Raw genomic sequence first — 17,706 nt, 5'->3', positions numbered from 1 at the left:
CAACAGGCTCTGACCCAATAACTGCGAACGGAATTTAATATGTCTTTATCTGAAACCCTGTTTCAACGTGCCCAGCTCACTATCCCCGGTGGGGTTAACTCGCCGGTACGTGCCTTTAAAAGTGTTGGCGGTACCCCGGTATTTATTGAACGTGCTGACGGCGCCTACTTATTTGATGTTGATGGCAAACGTTACATTGACTATATCGGCTCATGGGGCCCGATGCTGCTTGGCCACAACCACCCGGCTATTCGCGATGCGGTAATTCAGGCTGCGGCAAATGGTCTGAGTTTCGGCGCGCCCTGCCCGGCAGAAATTGATATGGCAGAAACCATTGCCCGCCTGGTACCGTCAATGGAGATGGTGCGGATGGTCAGCTCAGGTACCGAAGCGACTATGAGTGCCATTCGTCTGGCCCGTGGTTACACCGGCCGGGATACCATTTTAAAATTCGAAGGTTGTTATCATGGCCATGCTGATTCCTTGCTGGTCAAAGCGGGCTCGGGCGCCCTGACGCTTGGTGTACCAAACTCCCCCGGTGTACCGGCAGACTTTGCTAAATACACCCTGACCTGTGAATTTAATAACCTGGAGCAGGTGGAACAAATTTTTGCGGAAAAAGGCGCTGATATCGCGTGTATCATCGTCGAACCGGTCGCTGGCAATATGAACTGTATCCCGCCAGAACCGGGCTTTTTGCAAGGGCTGCGCCGGATTTGCGACCAATACCAGAGTGTACTGATTTTTGATGAAGTGATGACAGGCTTTCGGGTAGCACTGGGCGGCGCACAAGCTGTCTATCAGGTAACCCCCGATCTGACCACCCTTGGCAAAATTATCGGTGGCGGCATGCCGGTCGGTGCATTCGGAGGTAAGCGGGCTATTATGGAGCACATTGCACCATTAGGGCCGGTGTACCAGGCAGGTACCCTGTCGGGAAATCCTATTGCTATGGCTGCAGGCCTGGCTGCACTTAACGAGATCAGTAAGCCAGATGTCTTTGCAAAGCTAACCGCGAAAACCAGTCTGCTGATTACCGGCATCAGTTCGGCTGCGCAGCAGCATGGTGTGCCAATGGCCTTTAACCAGGTGGGTGGTATGTTTGGTTTTTTCTTTAGTAACGAAGCCAGAGTCAGTAACTATCAACAGGCAACCCAATGTGATGCTGACGCGTTTAAACGCTTTTTCCACCTGATGTTACAGCAGGGAATTTATCTGGCGCCCTCTGCTTTTGAAGCGGGCTTCTTATCACTGGCTCACAGTGACGACGACCTTGCAGCCACAGTAGACGCTGCCGCTAAAAGTTTTGCTGCGCTGTAACCTCTGTTTCGCCGGGCTCTAGCCTCTGTTTTGCAGCCAGACGATATCAGTATCGTAATGCCGCGGCTGGACACTGAATAAGCCACCGCTATTGTCGCTATGAATTTCCAGCGGCAATGCTGTGGCAGGCCAGGGGTAACTGTGGGTTTCACCACTGTGCCAGTCATATACCTTAAGTTGCCACTGTTGCCGATCGAGCCATAACAGTTGCTGGTTATTACTGGTCCACTGCTCTGGCAGAATATGATGCCAGTTCAGACTAACCGGCAACGGCATTAACTGTTGCGGCTGACTGGCTGACCATAGCGCCAGATTATCGTCGTTATAAAACTGCACCACCAGCCCCTCTGGTGCACATTTCAGATTCACCACCCCCGACAACAATACTTCGGGTTGCTGCTGACCATGCATTAAGCGCCAGCCGTCACTGTCTTGCTCTGTCCAGTACAGGGTATCATTGCAGCTTTGGTATCGGCCTGAAACCGGCCGGCTACTCATTAACGTCAGGCTGCCATCATCCAGCGCAATCTGGTAAAGCTGGTTATCTATAACTGATAGCAGGGCATCACGGTGCCAGAATAACTGCTGAATATACTGGCCAGCGGCTAAACGCGACAATTGGCGACTCTCGCCAGAAAGCGACAGCCAAACCTGATTATCGCCAACCCGCTCCGAGACAAAAGCAAGCTGCTCACCATTAGCAGCAAACAACCGCTCATTCCGATTACTGGTTTGCCAGCTTTGCTTGCTTAGCAACTGTTCGTCAGCAAGAGATACCCGCACAATATCTGTCGTGTAATCAAGGTACTGTGTCGAGATAATTCGCTCCTGATAGCGCTGAGGCTGGGTCAGTTCCCAGGTCATCGGCCCCAGGCTTAGCTGCTTTTTGTTCTTTAAATTATATAGCTGCAGCTCACTGTTTTTCAGAGTTAACAGCGCATGTTGCTGATCCCAGCCGCTGCTGGTAACAATTTGATTGTCAAAGCTACCGATAGCTTCCAGCTGTTTTTGCTCCAGATTTACCCGATACAACCGGCTGCGATAGAAATCCTGCTGCGCAATCAGATATAAAGACGAGCCTACCACCAGCAACTGGTCAACTTTCTGCCATTTCTCAGGAAACGCCATCAGCCGCATAGTGCTGCCATCTTCAGCGCGCCGCCATAATTCGTAGCGTCGCGAATCAGCAGCATAATCCAGCCAGTACCATTGTTGCTCTTTCAGCGCTAATCCCTGCAGCAGAACCCGCTGACAAGGCATTATTCTGCGCGCTGGCATAAAATCAGGCATTACCTGCTGCTGATAAAAATAGCATTGTTGGGCACTGTCCCGGGCCCGGAACAGCAATTTGTTGTCATCGACCCACAATAGCTGGCTGGCCGCGCTATACAATTCTTCGTGGTAACTGACTTTTAAACTGGTTAAATCCTGGCGGGCCAGTTGTTGTGGAGCCGCTTCAGATTTGCGGTGCCAATAAAATGCATATTGCTGGCCGGGCTCCAGAGTGGCCCAAAACTCCTGTCCTGTTAATGCACTTAGCGGTTTCACCGTATCAGGTAATTGGGTTAGCGGGGCTACGGTCACGCTGGCCAGCATATATGCCAAGGTGGCACCACCCAGTACCAATACCGTGCAAACTGCGCTGATAAACCGCCAGGGTAAGCCTTTGTCAGAGACAGAGTCAGCCAGGGTAAGGTCTGCTGCAGAGATGGTGTTTACCCGTGCTAATGGCTTGCGCTGGCTACTGGTCAGCGGTTCAATATGACATAACCACTGGTAACCTTTCTTAGCTATGGTGGCAATATACTGTGGTGACTTAACATTATCACCGAGCACTTTGCGCAGCGCACCAACCGCCCGCATAACGGCGGCATCGGTGCCTTCAACAGGAGGCCAGACATCATTAATTAAGGTGTCTTTATGTAGAACCTGGTTCGGATGCAGCAAAAAATAATTCAGCAGACTATGCAGTCGTGGTTCTAATACTACCGGCACAGCATTACTGGTTTCAGGTTCTGCCGGCAATAATTGTCCATACGCAGCCTGATAATACCAGTCGCCAATTTTTACCAGTGGTTCTAAATTTGACATTAAGGTCCGCCTGACTAAAGTGTCAGGCGGATTATACCTTAATTAACTGAAAAGTAGAGTGTATCTGCTTTTGAAACAGTATTAATTTGTCTCAGGCCAGCTGAGTCTGATCTTTTTTATCTTTAGTAGTGTCTTTATCACCGCTTGGCTTAGGTACAGAGCTATCTGTTGGTCCGGGCTTAGGCGCTTGCTCTTCAGGGTCTTTACAAGCAGGCCACCATGGACAAGCATATAGATCATTGAGCAACAGTTGCTCTTGGCTAATATCATTGTAATTAGTATTGCTGGCATTTAAGGCTAAAGTGATGCTGGCGGTGACGACTAATATTTTGAATGCTTTAATCATGATCCAATCTCCGAGTATATTTTCAGCTGTTGGGGCCACGAAATGTGCTCAACATTCGTGACCCTACACCTGAACTAGCTGTTAAACTCGATGATTTTTCAACAAAAGCCTTATAAAACGTCGATCTAATAACTTATTTCAGCAATATCGAAATCTGCCCTGGCTGCTTCCAAAATGTAAACTTCTGTCTCATCAGCGGAAATGCTATAACGGTTATGGTACAGATAATCTTTAATAACATGCTCGTTCACTTTATCAGAGGCTAAATCGTAGTATCGCAACTGATACTGGGTATCTACCATTAGAAACGTGAAGTAAAAGCCATGCTGGCGCAAATCAAATTTGAATAGCATTTGATCTGCTGTAGTTCCTAAATTCAGCTCTTTTGTATCACCATTACTGTATTCAATGACAAAGTTCTTCGAATTAGCATCGCGCCAGATATTATAATCTGCGGCATAACTTTGCATATATAACTCGCGATCTGTCGCCACAAGCCGCGTCTCAATTTCCATATCGATAGCTGCGGCCATAATATCCCAGCGCCCCCTGCGCGACTGAGCATAGAATATCTCTGTACCATCCCGGCTCCAGGCTGGATTAGCCACAATCTCGCCGTTCTGGCCAACTATCTGCCTAAGTTCGCCATTCAGATTTAATTGCCAGACACCACTATTTAAGTGTAATAATAATTGGCTGCCATCTGGCGAGAAAACCAGACTACGGATCCGTTCATTTGAACTAAAATCTGTCAGTTGTTGCTGGCGGCCATCCGGATAAAACAACCAGACCTGTGATAGTCCTGAACGGCGCGATACCACAGCAGTAGGTCCCTCCGGCTGCGGATTAATTTCTACATATATCTCATTGCGATTTGAACTGAACATTAAACTCTCGATTGGCGCAGTCGTAAGTAGTTTATTGTTTACTTTTTTAATATTAGTGTGTGAGAAAAAGCCCACCGAAGCATAAATTTTACCGCTGACAGCTCCCAGCTGAATTTCACTGGCATGGTTGTCGGTATAAGCCAGCTCGCGGCTCTCCCCGGTAGCCACATTAACAATACCGAGCGACGTCGGCCCCGAGGGGAAAATAATACTGCCATCGTCCAGGGTCCAGTCGATATTACCCGGATAGGCGTTATCAATCTGTACCAATAACCGGGTTGCCCGGTTGGTTAAATCCAGCACCCAGATTTGCGCAGTTCCTGCCGCATCCCGGATAAAGGCAATTTTATCGCCGGCTCGCGAATAACGCCCGGCATAATCCCCAAAACTACTGGCTGGCGGCACGGTTAATTGCTCGGCAATGCCACCGGCGACGGGGTACATCATCATCACCATTTGCCGTTGTTCAGGGTCAAGACTTGGATAAACAATATAACGACCATCCGGCGACCAGCTAATTCGTGCTGATACCGACTCAGGGGTACAGGTGGTTAACAGTTGGTCAGTCTTTACCTCCATTTTGCTTTGTTCCAGTTCAATCAGCCGGATTTCGCAGCTTCGATCTGGTAGCATTCGATGATATGCAATCTGCCGGCCATCCGGACTAAATGCAGCTCCCAGACTGCTACCACTATCAGCTGTTATCTGGATCCTTTTGTGACTTTCTAAATGCTGCAAATTAAGAACTGCTATAAGTTCCGTTCCTACCTCGGCATAACTAAATACCAGATAACGCTCATCGGGTGAAACGTTATGGTAGAACTCGAGGCCATCCAGCGAGGTAATAGGTTTATAGCGCCACAGTGGGATAGTATTTACTTCTGCGGTCTGGTTTTCAGCCGCGGGTGGGAACCAAAGCAACCAGGACAACAGCACCAGCAGTACAACAAAGCCCCCTCCGCCCCAGAGCATAGTCTGCTGGCGTGCACGATTGGCAGCGTTGGCTGACAGCGCGGAATCAGTACTACCTTGATCAGCCAGGGAGGTGGCCGGGATCTCGGCAATATCGGCAATAAACCGGTAACCCCGCTTTGGTATCGTTTCAATGTAGCTAGGCTGGCGGGTATCGTCACCCAGCGCAACCCTGATCGCCCGGATCACCCGCATTACCCGGCCGTCTGAGACATCCCTGATCCCCCAGACATCAGCCAGCAGCTGATCTTTAGTCACCAGATCACCAGCATGAACGATAAAGTAGTTAACGACTTTCTGGCCCAGGTTATCTAAGTCAGCCTTAGCAACAATCTGGCCGTGCTGATCAAGCTTGACCAGTTTGTCTTCTTTTGCCAGATAGTGCCATTCACCAACCAATAGCGAGCGTTCGGGTTTAATTTCCATAATTGTCAGTATGCTGCACCCTATTTACTATAAGCGTTAAATTTAATCATCACAGCTTAATTGCTGCTGTATTTCAGCTGATATCGCTGGTAATAACAATATGTTAGCGCAAGTTTCTGCAACCGGTGCACCGCTGTCCGCTGAGAATGCCTGGATTCGAACCTGATCAGGCAGATAACGAATTATCGATTGCGCTCCAGAGCCTTTAAAGTAATCGATAAACAATGGCAGAGCACCGCTACTACCGGTCAGACCTATCGGCTTATTGTCATCACGCCCCAGCCAGATCGTAATCAGGGTTTGCTGGTCAAAGCCACTGAACCAGCTATCGCGGTAATCACTTGAGGTTCCTGTTTTACCGGCAAACACTGTGGTTGGCAAGGCATGCTGCAACGCTTTTGCCGTGCCAGTCTGGGTTGCAGCTATTAACGCGTGGTGCAGCAAATAAATACTTTGCGATGGATAGCGACTGAAACGTTGGCCAGGCCGGTGATAAAGGCGGTGGCCGTCCTGATCGGTGACCGCCTGCACGGTGGCGAGCGTCTGGTAAACGCCGTCGTTTGCCATCGTCTGATAAAGCTGACTCACTTCCAGCGGGCTTAATTCAATTGCTCCCAGCAACGCTGCTGGATGCAAATTTACCCGGCGACTGAGCCCAAGTTTGCGCAGGCCGTCACTTACCGCCGGCATTCCCAGTTGCAAACCTAAGCGTACCGTCGGCACATTCAGCGAGTCGGTTAATGCGGTTAACAAATTAACCCGGCCGCGAAAGGTTTTATCAAAATTCTGCGGCTGCCAGTCCTGATTGTTAGAACGTAAACTTAACGGTTGATCTTCCAATATCGAAGCCAGCGAAAATCTACCGGGCTGGTTCAGTGCTTCCAGATAAATAACCGGTTTTATAATGCTGCCAATTTGTCGCCTGGCATCTAATGCCCGGTTAAAACCCGCAAAACCACTTTCTCTGCCGCCCACCAGCGCCTGGATCTCTGCCTGCTGATAATTGACCACCAGCATCGCCGCCTGCAATTGTTCATCCTGATTTTGCATTTGCTGGCGCACAGTAAGCTCTGCTTGCTGTTGCGCTTTAGGATCTAAAAAAGTAAAAACCTTGATACCGCTGCTTAATAACTTCTGGTCGAAATTTATCTGCCGCAATTCTTTTTTTACTGCATCCATATAGGCAGGGAAACGCGCATTCAGATACTGGCCGCGCGGTACCAGCTGCAATGGCTTAGCAAGTGCCTGCTGATACTGTTCACCATCCAGCAAATGATGTTCAAACATCAGTCTTAACACCAAATCCCGGCGGGTTAAAGCCCGCTCAGGGTAACGCCTGGGATCATAATAAGATGGCCCTTTGAGCAGGCCAATCAATAGCGCAACTTCATCGGGCCGCAACTCTGTTATTGGCTTAGCAAAATAGAAGCGACTGCCTAAGCCAAAACCGTGCACGGCTGTGGCATGATTCTGACCGAGGAAAATCTCGTTCAGGTAAGCTTCCAGCAAATGATCCTTGCTAAAGCGGTAATCGAGGATTAACGCTATCATGGCTTCGTTAATTTTACGCAGCAAAGTCTGATCACTGGTTAAATACATATTTTTCGCCAGCTGCTGGGTTAAAGTAGAGCCGCCCTGCACTGTCCTCCCGGCGCTGATGTTGGCCCATAGCGCACGTAACACCGATAGCGGGGAGACCCCGCGGTGGTGATAAAAATCCCGATCTTCTACCAGTAACAGACTTTCCTTCAGCAGCATGGGGACCTGTTCTAACCGAACCAGCTCCCGGTCTTCCTGATGCGGTGACAACATATGCTCAATTAACTGCGGTTCCAGCCGGGCAAAGTTTACTTCCTGCTGCTGCCGGTAACGAATGCGGTTAACACCACTGCTATTAAACTCCACGCTGAATAGCGCTTCAGGTTCAACACCGTCAATATAGGTAAAAGCACGGCGATAAATAGTAATGTGGTTGCGCGACACACTGTATTGGCCGGCGGCAGTCATTGCCGGGTTGCGATGATATTGCAACTGCTCTAATTCAGCTTGCAACTGAACCGAGGTTAACGCCTTACCAGGGTAAAGCTCGAGGCTGCGGGCGTAAATTTGGGCAGGCACCTGCCATTTCTGTCCGGCAAAAGCCCGGGTAACTTTACTATCCAGATAAATCAGGTAAGTGGCCAGCAAAAAAAACATCACCAGCGCCAGCTTACCCATCGTAAACAGTACCTTATGCCACCATGGTCTTACTTTCACTTTTGGCGCCCTGGCGCCTTTACTTCGGGTTGACATCGCGTAACATCGCCTTTTTGGTTTTTGTTGTTGGCTGCGCATCGGCCGGGTTATCAGGCCAGTAATGTTTGGGGTAACGCCCTTTCATCTCTTTTTTAACATCCTGCCAGCTATTTTGCCAGAAACTGGCTAAGTCGCGGGTGACCTGCAGCGGCTGTCGCCCCGGCGCCAGCAAGGCGATAGTAAGGGCGATAGCACCATTTAACACCACGGGCGTGGTGAGTTGACCATACATTTCCTGAACTCTGACTGAAAGCTGCGGCCCGCCCGGATGCAGATAATCAATTTTCAGCCGGCTGCCGGTAGGTGTTTGCCAGTAGCCCGGCAGCAGCTGCTGCAACAGCTGCTGTTGCTGATAACTTAATCTGGCCAGCAATACCGGTTCCAGCTCCAATTGGGTTAACTGCACTTTTTTGCTGATATTGCCAAGATATGGCCCGAGCCAGCTGGCCAGATCTGCCAGTAAACCGGCCTGACTGAAATCCGGCAGCATGTCAGCGCCAAGATGCTGTCGTATCAGCTGCACCCGGGCACATAAGCTTTGAGCCGCATCTGACCAGGTTAATTCTGCCAGACCACGCCGGCCCAGGTAATCAAGCCAGGCCTGCAGGCGTTCTGCAGCTGTTATGCTATTTTGCACCGGCTGCCGTTGCAATACCAGCTGGCCAAAACAACGCTGGCGCTCGCTACTGAAACTGGCCGTTTTATCGTTCCAGCCCGTTTTCAGCTGCCACTCCAGCTGTTGCTGCCAGTCAGCCAGGATCTGCTCCAACGTAATCGCTACCGCATGGCGAATGCGGTTTTGTTGCTGCCAATGTTGAAGGTCCAGCACCACCAGCAACTCTGTATCTTGCAACGGATGGTCCGGCGCCAGGCTGGCGCCGACACCATTAGCCAGTAAATAGCCCTGACCACGACGCTGCGCCAGTTGATCCGGAAAGGCCCTGAGCAACAATAGCGGCAGCCATTGCAAAGGTAAGCGGGTAGCGCTGTGACTACCCAACCGACGGAAAAATTGCCGGGCCTGCTGATATTGCGGCAGGTGTTTGCTATGGGCCAGCATTTGCACCTGTTGCTCCAGGTTTGGCTGCAAATTGCGGCTATCTTCCAACAATGCTGCCAGCAACGCTGCCAGCCAGGTCAGGCCGGGGGCCTGCGATTCATGTTCAGTGGCATACAGCATCATACTGGCCAGCCGCACTGAGCTGCCGGTTTGGTACAAACGCCGGCCGTAGGGCGTGATTACCCCGGCATCGTCCAACGCCGCAAACTGTTGCAGCAACCGGCTGGCAACAGCCAGATGGGCTGGCGGCGGAGGCGTTAACCATTGGATATCAGCTGGCTGACAGCCCCATGCCGCGATTTCCAGCCTTAACTGAGTTAATTCCGCCAGTTCAATTTCAGCCGGTTCAAACGCGGCCCGCCTTTGCCATAGCTCCTGAGTATCTAACCGGTAACAGCGGCCCGGTGCCTGTCGTCCCGCCCGGCCAGCACGCTGCACTGCTGCCGCCTGGCTAATTGCCACCGTTTCCAGCTTACTGATACCGTGGCGCGGGTTAAAACTGGCGCGCCGGCACAAGCCGGTATCCACCACCTGATTAACCCCATCAATGGTTAAACTGGTTTCAGCCAGATTGGTTGCCAGCACAATTTTGTACTGGCCTGCTGGTGGCGCCGCAATGGCGGCCTGTTGCTCGGCCAGCGTCATGGCGCCCAACAGCGAATAAACATGCAGGTCAGCAGGTAACGTCTGACTGGTCAGATATTCCCGGGCTTTATTAATTTCTGCCTGGCCAGGCAGAAACACCAGAATATTCCCAGGCTCGTGGTGAAATGCTGCCAGCGCCTGCCTTGCTCCTTGCAATGCAAGGGGCTCTGAACCCGGTTTTATATACTGAATATCGACCGGATAACTGCGCCCACTGCTACTGACTACCGGCGCTTGCAGGTAGCTCTGTAGCGCAGCCACATCCAGGGTGGCAGACATCACCAGAATTTTCAGATCGTCCCGTAATTGCTGTACTTCCAGGCTCAGCGCCAACGCTAAGTCAGCATGTAAAGAACGTTCATGAAATTCATCGAAAATCAGCAGGCCAACCCCGCCAAGTTCAGGGTCCTGCTGCAGTTTGCGGGTAAGAATACCTTCAGTAACAATTAACAGCCGGGTGGCTGCTGACTGGCAACTATCATGGCGGATTTGATAACCGACGGTCTGGCCCACCGGCTCATGCAGTTGCTGCGCCAGATAACCGGCAATGCTTTTGGCCGCCAAACGGCGCGGTTCCAGCATAATGATCTGGCCGTTGGCCAAGGCCTGCTGCTGTAGCAATTGCAACGGCAGCCAGGTCGATTTACCGGCACCTGGTGGCGCCGATAAAATAACCCGGTTCTGCGCTGCCAGTAACTGCACCAGCTGCGACAACACTTCGGCTACCGGCAGCACATTTGCTGCGGCTAAGCCGGGATCGGCATTATTACTGACCACCGAAGTGTTACTTGCCAGCAGTTTCGGTTAGTAAGGTAGCGGCGATACTACGAATACCATGGCCGGTAGCGCCGGCGGCCCAATAACTGTTAGCAGAGTTATTGAACGCGGCAGCTAAATCAAAGTGCAGCCAGCCCTTGCCATCATCTGCGACAAACCGGCTTAAAAAGCCGGCAGCATTACTGGCACCACCGGCACCACCACCTTTTACCGGACGACTGTTAGCAGTATCGGCATAAGGTGACGGACACTGTTGCTGATGCCATTTCTCCAGTGGTAACTGCCAGGTGGCTTCCTGCTCATTGGCGGCATACTGCAATGCCCTGGCAGCCAGCTGTTTGTCCAGTGCAAACAGGGCATTGTATTCACCGCCCACTGCTACCATGGCCGCGCCCGTCAGGGTAGCGGCATCAATAATTAATGGCGCTTTGCTCTCGGCGGCGCACATCAGGCCGTCAGCCAGTACTAAACGACCCTCTGCATCGGTATTAACAATTTCAACGGTTGTGCCGTTTTTGTAGGTAATGATATCGCCCAGCTTATAAGCGTGGCCGCTAATCAGGTTTTCAGCACAGCATAAAATCAGTTTCACCCGCTGGCTCAGGCCCTGCATTATCGCCAGCGCCAGCGCCGCCGTTACCGTGGCGGCCCCGCCCATATCGCATTTCATCGCTGCCATGCCTTCAGTAGGCTTGATAGAGTAACCGCCGCTATCAAAGGTAATACCTTTACCCACCAGTGCGGCGGCAACAGCTGTATCGTCTGCTTTAGCGGGGTTAAAATCCAGTACCAGTAACGCTGGCGGCCTGGTGCTGCCGCGCCCTACCTGATAAATACCATGCCAGCCGGCTTCGGCCAGATCTGCGCCGGTAATCAGGGTGCTGCTTACGCTACCTTCCCGGGCGATACTGCGGATAAAAGCTTCAGCCTGTTCTGCTAACGCTACTGGCGATAACATTTCAGGAGTATCGTTAATCATTTTCTTGGCAAAACTAAAACATTGCGCTAACTGTGCCAGCTGTTCAGCTTCGCCCTGCTCGTTATTAAAGCTCACGCCATCGTGTTTTCTGGCGTTACAAAAGCCCTGATAAAACGCCCATTGCAAGTCTTTGCTCCAACCAGCGCCGCTTAGTTGCAGTTGGGTAATACCAAGATTATCCAGGCTGCGACCGGCTTTTTGCATACCACGCAGCATGTCATTGGCTGGTAGATGAATCTGATACCCCTGTGCAGTAGGGCTTAGCAACGCATTATTACCCCATTTTTGGGCGGCTTTAGCTGTAGCAATACTAATTTGTAATAGTTCTGGTGTTGAATCAGAGCTTGAATCAGACTTTAAATCAGACATAGTAATCCCCATTTTATCGAGCTTAGCAGCAGTGATGGCTAACTTTTGTGGGGCAAAGTGTAACATAGCGCAACAGCTGGCAACGAGCACAAAGCGCTAAAATGGCGTTACACTGCACTATTAACGCGGTTATTAGCGCGGTTGTCAGTAACCAAGCCATGCCACTTTGCAGCCATTACAACTGCCGGGGTTAAAACAGGTGACGGCTATAGTCACAATCTGTATACTTCGCCGGCTTTTTATTAGTGATTGCGGTAGTGGCAATATTCTGCTATCTATAGCCGCCACTTTTTTTTGCTTGGCAGTATTGTACAGGAGATGAGCATGCCAGAAGGCAAGAATGTTAAGACATTAGGGTTACTGGCGCTGGCCGGTGTGACACCTTATCAGGAGGCGGTCGGGGAAGAGTATATGAACCCGAAGCAGCTCGAGCATTTTCGCAAAATTCTTGACGCCTGGCGCCAACAACTGCGCGAAGAAGTTGACCGCACTAAAACCCATATGGCCGATGAAGCAGCCAATTTCCCTGATCCGGTAGACCGTGCCGCCCAGGAAGAAGAGTTCAGCCTGGAATTGCGCGCCCGTGATCGTGAGCGTAAGCTTCTGAAAAAAATTGAAAAAACGTTACAGAAAATCGAAAACGATGATTTCGGTTTTTGTGATACCTGCGGTATTGAAATTGGTATCAAACGTCTGGAAGCAAGGCCCACAGCTGATCAGTGTATTGACTGTAAAACCCTGGCTGAGATAAAAGAAAAACAGTTAGGCGGCTAATTGCAGCTACTGTAGCTATGTTGAGTAACAAACGTAAGCCAACAGCAAACACTGTTGGCAGGTTTGCGCCCTCGCCCTCCGGACCTCTGCATTTTGGCTCACTGCTGGCGGCTGTGGGCAGTTATCTGTTCAGCAAACAGCAAAGTGGTAAATGGCTGCTACGCATAGAAGATATTGATACCCCCAGAGTTTGCCCGGGTGCAGACAGCAGCATTATGCACACCCTGGAGCAGCACGGCCTGCTGTGGGATGGCCCGGTTATTTATCAAAGCCAACGCACTGAGCGCTACCACGAAATTTTCAACCAGCTCCAGCAACAAGGCCTGGTATATGGCTGTCAGTGCAGCCGTAAGCAAATTAATGCCGGCGGCGGGCTATATCAGGGTACCTGTGCGCCGCTTCATCTGAATAATACCAACAGTGATGTTAAAAAATTAAGCTGGCGGCTGCACAGTGCAGGCGTAACCAACCAGTTTATCGATAGCCTGCTTGGCCCACAGCAGATTGAGCAGACGCTGGCAGAGGAAGATTACATTCTGCTGCGCCGGGATGGCTTATTCTCGTATCAGTTAGCGGTAGTGGTGGACGATTGGGACCAGGCTGTTACCGAAGTGATCCGTGGTGCCGACTTACTCAGTATGACACCACGGCAGCAACATTTATTTCAGTTGCTTGGGGCTAAAGCACCGCTGTATGGCCATTTGCCATTAGCAGTTACCGCGCCGGGCCATAAACTAAGTAAACAAAACCATGCCACAGCTTTGGATAACTGGCCTGCCAGCTATACCATGGCGAGGGCGCTGGCAATATTGGGGCTGGTGTTACCTGCTGAGTTACAGCAAGCAGCGGCACCAGAGCAATTAAGCTATGCGCTTGCCAACTGGCGGCCTGCTGCTATTCCGGCTGAACGGGAAATAATAACCAGCGATTTTGGCTGATTTTAGCCAGATTAATTCTTTTTTGTTCTGTGCTGCGGTATTATTAGCCGTTTTTTTTAGTCAGATGCCAATGCCACCAGCCAGACTGGTAGGGCTTAGGAGAGATATCATAATTTCGCGTGTGTTAGATTTTTGCCGCAGAACCTTAAGTGGCAAGCCTCAGGGCGACAACCAACAACAGCCTGTTGCTGCTAAATCAGCCGCTGCAGCTGCCCCTATTGCCCAGGCATCGGCGAGCTCAATATTACCACCGATGCAGGTTATTACCCGCGGTGAGCACAGTGTCTCCCGGCGCGACATCAGCCCCAGCGCCTTAAAAGTACTGTATCGCTTGAACGATGCCGGCTTTGAAGCCTATTTAGTTGGCGGCTGTATACGCGACTTATTGCTGGGCTTAAAACCAAAAGATTTTGATGTGGTAACCAATGCCCACCCTGATCAGGTTAAACAGGTATTTCGTAACTGCCGCTTAATTGGCCGCCGTTTCCGGCTGGCCCATGTGGTATTTGGCCGGGAAATTATTGAAGTAGCCACTTTTCGTGGTCACCACAGTGGCGCTGATGATCAGGAAGATACCGCCCCCAAGCTAAAGACCGCCAGTTTAAGCGACCATGGCCAGATTTTACGTGACAACGTCTATGGCACTATCGAGGAAGACGCTGAGCGGCGCGATTTTACTATTAATGCGTTGTACTACTCGGTAAAAGATTTTGCCATTTATGATTTTGCCAACGGTATGCGTGATATTGCCGCGCGGCGGATCGAACTGATTGGCGACGCGGATGTTCGCTACCGGGAAGATCCGGTACGGATGCTCAGAGCTATTCGCTTTGCTACTAAGCTCAATATGGAGATTGCCCCAGACGCCTTAACGCCTATCAGTCAGTTAGCTGTGCTGTTAAAAAACATCCCGGCCCCGCGCTTGTTTGATGAGCTGGTAAAAATGCTGCTGGCCGGTAAGGCATTCGACAACTTTATGTTGCTGCGCGATACCAGAATATTAAAACAGTTAATGCCACAGCTGGACAAAATAATAAAGCAGGAGCCAGAAGGTAAAGCCTTTAGCCTGGTAACCCGCGCCCTGCAGGATACCGATCAGCGGGTTGCTGTTGATAAACCGGTTACTCCGGCCTTTATTTTTGCCGCCATGCTGTGGTACCCGGTAGAGCTGCGCAGCCAGACCCTGCTGATTGAAAGCGGCTTAAATGAAATTGACGCGCTGAACATTGCCATGACCGAAGTGCTGGATGATATTCAGCGCACTATCGCTATTCCAAAACGCTTTAGTTTAACCATGCGCGATATCTGGGCGCTGCAATACCGGCTGACCAAACGCGGTGGCCGTCGGGCTTTCAAAATGCTTGAGCAAACAAAATTCCGCGGCGCTTTTGATTTTCTGCAACTGCGCGCCGAAGCCGAGGGTGGCAGCCTGACTGAACTGGCCAGCTGGTGGCAGCAATTTCAGTTTGCAGATGATGCTGAAAAACTGGAACTGATAAACAGCCTGGGCCGGGAAGCGCATGACCGACCGAAGCGGCGGCGTAACAACTATAAACGTAAGCGCAGCAGTACACCCGATGCCTGAGCAGCAACTCGAACGGCCTGCTGAGCATGAGGTATATCTGGGTTTAGGTGCAAACTTAGCCAACCCGGCAGCGCAACTGCAAAACGCCGTAGCGGCGCTAAACCAGCTACCGCAAAGCAGCTTGCTGGCGGTATCCAGCTTATACTGTTCCAGGCCAATGGGCCCGCAAGACCAGCCTGACTACGTTAATGCTGTCGCAAAAATAAGCACTACCCTGCCGCCACTGGCATTACTGGATGCCCTGCAGCAAATAGAGCAGCTTCAAGGCCGGCAGCGAAAAGCCGAGCGCTGGGGCCCTCGCTCGCTGGATCTGGATATTTTGCTATATGCCAACCAAACTATAACTAGTGAACGCTTAACGGTGCCACATTACGGTTTGGCTCAGCGTGAGTTTGTGTTGTATCCGCTGGCCGAAATTGCGCCACAGTTGACCTTGCCTTGTGGTACACCACTAAAGGCATTGCTAAGCAAAGTGCCTGTAAATGGCCTGCAGAAACTTAGCGAATCTTGCCGCTGGTAACTTGCAGCTGGCGGAACTTTGTGCGATCTTGCGCACCCGGAATTAATGGTCGGATGAGAACCTATGGCTAAAATCACCACAGCGGTACTGCAAAAAATGAAGCAGCAGGGCGATAAAATCAGCATGCTGACGGCGTATGACGCCAGCTTCGCCAAATTGTTTGCCGGGCAAGGCGTCGATGTGTTGTTAATTGGCGACTCGCTGGGCATGGTGCTGCAGGGCCACAGCGATACTTTGCCGGTTACCATAGCCGATATTGCTTACCACACTAAGAGCGTACGGGCCGGTGCACCGGACGCTTTTGTCATTGCCGATTTACCCTTTATGAGTTACGCCACACCAGAGCAGGCAATGCAAAGCGTCACCCCACTAATGCAAGCCGGTGCTAATATGGTGAAACTGGAAGGTGGTGATTTTTTACTGCCTACTATTAAAGCATTAACCGAGCGCGGGGTACCGGTATGTGGCCATCTTGGGCTTACGCCGCAGTCGGTGCACATTTTTGGTGGCTACAAAGTGCAGGGTAAAACCGATGCGGCCGCCAATGCTATGGTTGCGCAAGCCAAAGCGCTGCAGGATGCCGGTGCCCAACTGCTGGTGCTGGAATGTATTCCAACGCCGCTGGCCAAGCGGATTACTGAAGCCCTTAGCATTCCGGTTATCGGGATTGGTGCCGGCAACGTCACTGACGGTCAGGTTCTGGTAATGCACGATTTACTGGGCATCAGCAGCGGTTATATCCCGAAATTCTCGAAAAACTATCTGGCACAAACCGGCGAGATCAGAAGCGCCATTGCCGCCTATGTCAGTGAAGTAAAAAGCCAGGTATTTCCCGGCGCAGAACATAGTTTTAACTAAATGAATATTGTTGCCACTATTGATGAACTTCGGTCGCAAATAGCCAGCTGGCGCCGCGCCGGTGACAAAATCGCCTTTGTGCCTACCATGGGTAACCTCCACCAGGGCCATTTGCAGCTGGTTGATGTGGCGAAAAGCCGTGCTGATAAAGTGATTGTCAGTATTTTCGTTAACCCAATGCAATTTGGGCAGAACGAAGATTTAGCTAATTACCCACGCACCCTGGATGATGATGTTGCCGGCTTAACCCAACACGCTGCTGATGCTGTTTTTACCCCTACCCCACAACTTATGTACCCGCGCGGGCTGCAGGCTCAAACCTTTGTTGAAGTGCCGCAACTGGGTGACTTGCACTGCGGTGCCAACCGGCCCGGCCATTTTCGCGGCGTGTCGACCATCGTTTGTAAGTTGTTTAATCTGGTGCAGCCCGATATCGCCTGCTTCGGTAAAAAAGACTTTCAGCAGCTGGCGATTATCCGCCAGATGGTTATCGACTTATCCTTGCCAATTGAAATTATCGGCGTCGCCACTGAGCGTGCAAGCGATGGCCTGGCGCTGAGCTCCCGCAACGGCTATTTAACGCCGGCAGAGCGGGCCAAAGCCCCGGCGCTGTATCAGATATTGCAGCAGGTTAAAACGGCTGTAGCCGCAGGCAATAGCGATTACCGCGCACTGGAGCTGCAAGCTAAAACAGCACTTACAGCAGCGGGTTTTGTGCCGGATTATGTCAACATCAGCAACCAGCACACGCTGGCATTAGCTGTTGATGCCACCGAGCCAAAAGTCATTCTGGCCGCAGCAAGACTGGGCACCACCCGGCTGATTGATAATCTGGAGCTGTAACCTTGATCTATAACCAATGGA

The 17,706-nt window shown here is 51.1% G+C and carries 13 protein-coding genes; 7 read left to right on the top strand and 6 right to left on the bottom strand.

What is annotated here, in order from left to right; translation table 11 throughout:
* The first annotated feature begins 39 nt into the window (after positions 1 to 39).
* Positions 40 to 1,320 (top strand): glutamate-1-semialdehyde 2,1-aminomutase, encoded by a 1,281-nt coding sequence (hemL, locus tag H141_RS0109290; RefSeq protein ID WP_019675986.1) that lies wholly within the window; start codon positions 40 to 42, stop codon positions 1,318 to 1,320.
* 18 nt (positions 1,321 to 1,338) lie between these two features.
* Here the strand turns inward: hemL and H141_RS0109285 are convergent, their stop codons facing one another.
* The 6 genes from H141_RS0109285 to pepB all read right to left on the bottom strand — a co-directional run bounded on the left by H141_RS0109285 (position 1,339) and on the right by pepB (position 12,233).
* The gene (locus tag H141_RS0109285; protein ID WP_019675985.1) at positions 1,339 to 3,411 is read right to left on the bottom strand and encodes a winged helix-turn-helix domain-containing protein; all 2,073 of its coding nucleotides are present in this window, start codon (positions 3,409 to 3,411) and stop codon (positions 1,339 to 1,341) included.
* A gap of 91 nt (positions 3,412 to 3,502) precedes the next feature.
* The gene (locus tag H141_RS0109280; protein ID WP_019675984.1) at positions 3,503 to 3,757 is read right to left on the bottom strand and encodes a hypothetical protein; all 255 of its coding nucleotides are present in this window, start codon (positions 3,755 to 3,757) and stop codon (positions 3,503 to 3,505) included.
* Positions 3,758 to 3,882: 125 nt separating this feature from the next.
* Entirely contained in the window at positions 3,883 to 6,042 is a 2,160-nt protein-coding gene (locus H141_RS0109275; protein ID WP_019675983.1) for a winged helix-turn-helix domain-containing protein, read from the bottom strand.
* 42 nt (positions 6,043 to 6,084) lie between these two features.
* Complete coding sequence (gene mrcB, locus H141_RS20045; RefSeq protein WP_051090396.1) at positions 6,085 to 8,334, bottom strand: penicillin-binding protein 1B; 2,250 nt, start codon at positions 8,332 to 8,334, stop codon at positions 6,085 to 6,087.
* On the bottom strand, positions 8,318 to 10,819 hold the full coding sequence (gene hrpB / locus H141_RS0109265; protein ID WP_019675981.1) for an ATP-dependent helicase HrpB: 2,502 nt from the start codon (positions 10,817 to 10,819) through the stop codon (positions 8,318 to 8,320). Before hrpB ends, mrcB begins: the two co-directional genes overlap by 17 nt.
* A 7-nt stretch (positions 10,820 to 10,826) precedes the next feature.
* Positions 10,827 to 12,233, bottom strand: coding sequence for an aminopeptidase PepB (gene pepB / locus H141_RS0109260; RefSeq protein ID WP_019675980.1), 1,407 nt, complete (start codon positions 12,231 to 12,233; stop codon positions 10,827 to 10,829).
* A 258-nt stretch (positions 12,234 to 12,491) separates the two neighbouring features.
* On the opposite strand from pepB, the gene dksA reads away from it, so the two are divergent.
* From dksA to panC, 6 genes are all read left to right on the top strand, one after another.
* A complete protein-coding gene (gene dksA, locus H141_RS0109255; RefSeq protein WP_019675979.1) occupies positions 12,492 to 12,941 on the top strand; it encodes an RNA polymerase-binding protein DksA in 450 nt (149 codons plus the stop codon).
* 17 nt (positions 12,942 to 12,958) lie between these two features.
* Positions 12,959 to 13,879 carry a tRNA glutamyl-Q(34) synthetase GluQRS gene (gene gluQRS, locus H141_RS0109250; RefSeq protein ID WP_019675978.1) on the top strand — a complete coding sequence of 307 codons (921 nt, stop codon included), beginning with the start codon at positions 12,959 to 12,961 and terminating at the stop codon, positions 13,877 to 13,879.
* A gap of 121 nt (positions 13,880 to 14,000) precedes the next feature.
* Positions 14,001 to 15,464 carry a polynucleotide adenylyltransferase PcnB gene (gene pcnB / locus H141_RS0109245; protein ID WP_026349350.1) on the top strand — a complete coding sequence of 488 codons (1,464 nt, stop codon included), beginning with the start codon at positions 14,001 to 14,003 and terminating at the stop codon, positions 15,462 to 15,464.
* A complete protein-coding gene (folK, locus tag H141_RS0109240; protein ID WP_019675976.1) occupies positions 15,457 to 15,984 on the top strand; it encodes a 2-amino-4-hydroxy-6-hydroxymethyldihydropteridine diphosphokinase in 528 nt (175 codons plus the stop codon). The genes pcnB and folK overlap by 8 nt, the downstream gene beginning before the upstream one ends.
* Before the next feature lie 63 nt (positions 15,985 to 16,047).
* Entirely contained in the window at positions 16,048 to 16,842 is a 795-nt protein-coding gene (gene panB, locus H141_RS0109235; protein WP_019675975.1) for a 3-methyl-2-oxobutanoate hydroxymethyltransferase, read from the top strand.
* Positions 16,843 to 17,685 carry a pantoate--beta-alanine ligase gene (panC, locus tag H141_RS0109230; protein WP_019675974.1) on the top strand — a complete coding sequence of 281 codons (843 nt, stop codon included), beginning with the start codon at positions 16,843 to 16,845 and terminating at the stop codon, positions 17,683 to 17,685. It abuts the gene before it with no gap.
* Positions 17,686 to 17,706 lie beyond the last annotated feature (21 nt).

The sequence above is a fragment of the Arsukibacterium perlucidum DSM 18276 genome, from assembly GCF_000382165.1.
Lineage (GTDB): Bacteria > Pseudomonadota > Gammaproteobacteria > Enterobacterales > Alteromonadaceae > Alishewanella > Alishewanella perlucidum.
The sequence above is the reverse complement of the archived record's forward strand: the minus strand, read 5'-3'. Positions and strand labels throughout refer to the sequence as shown.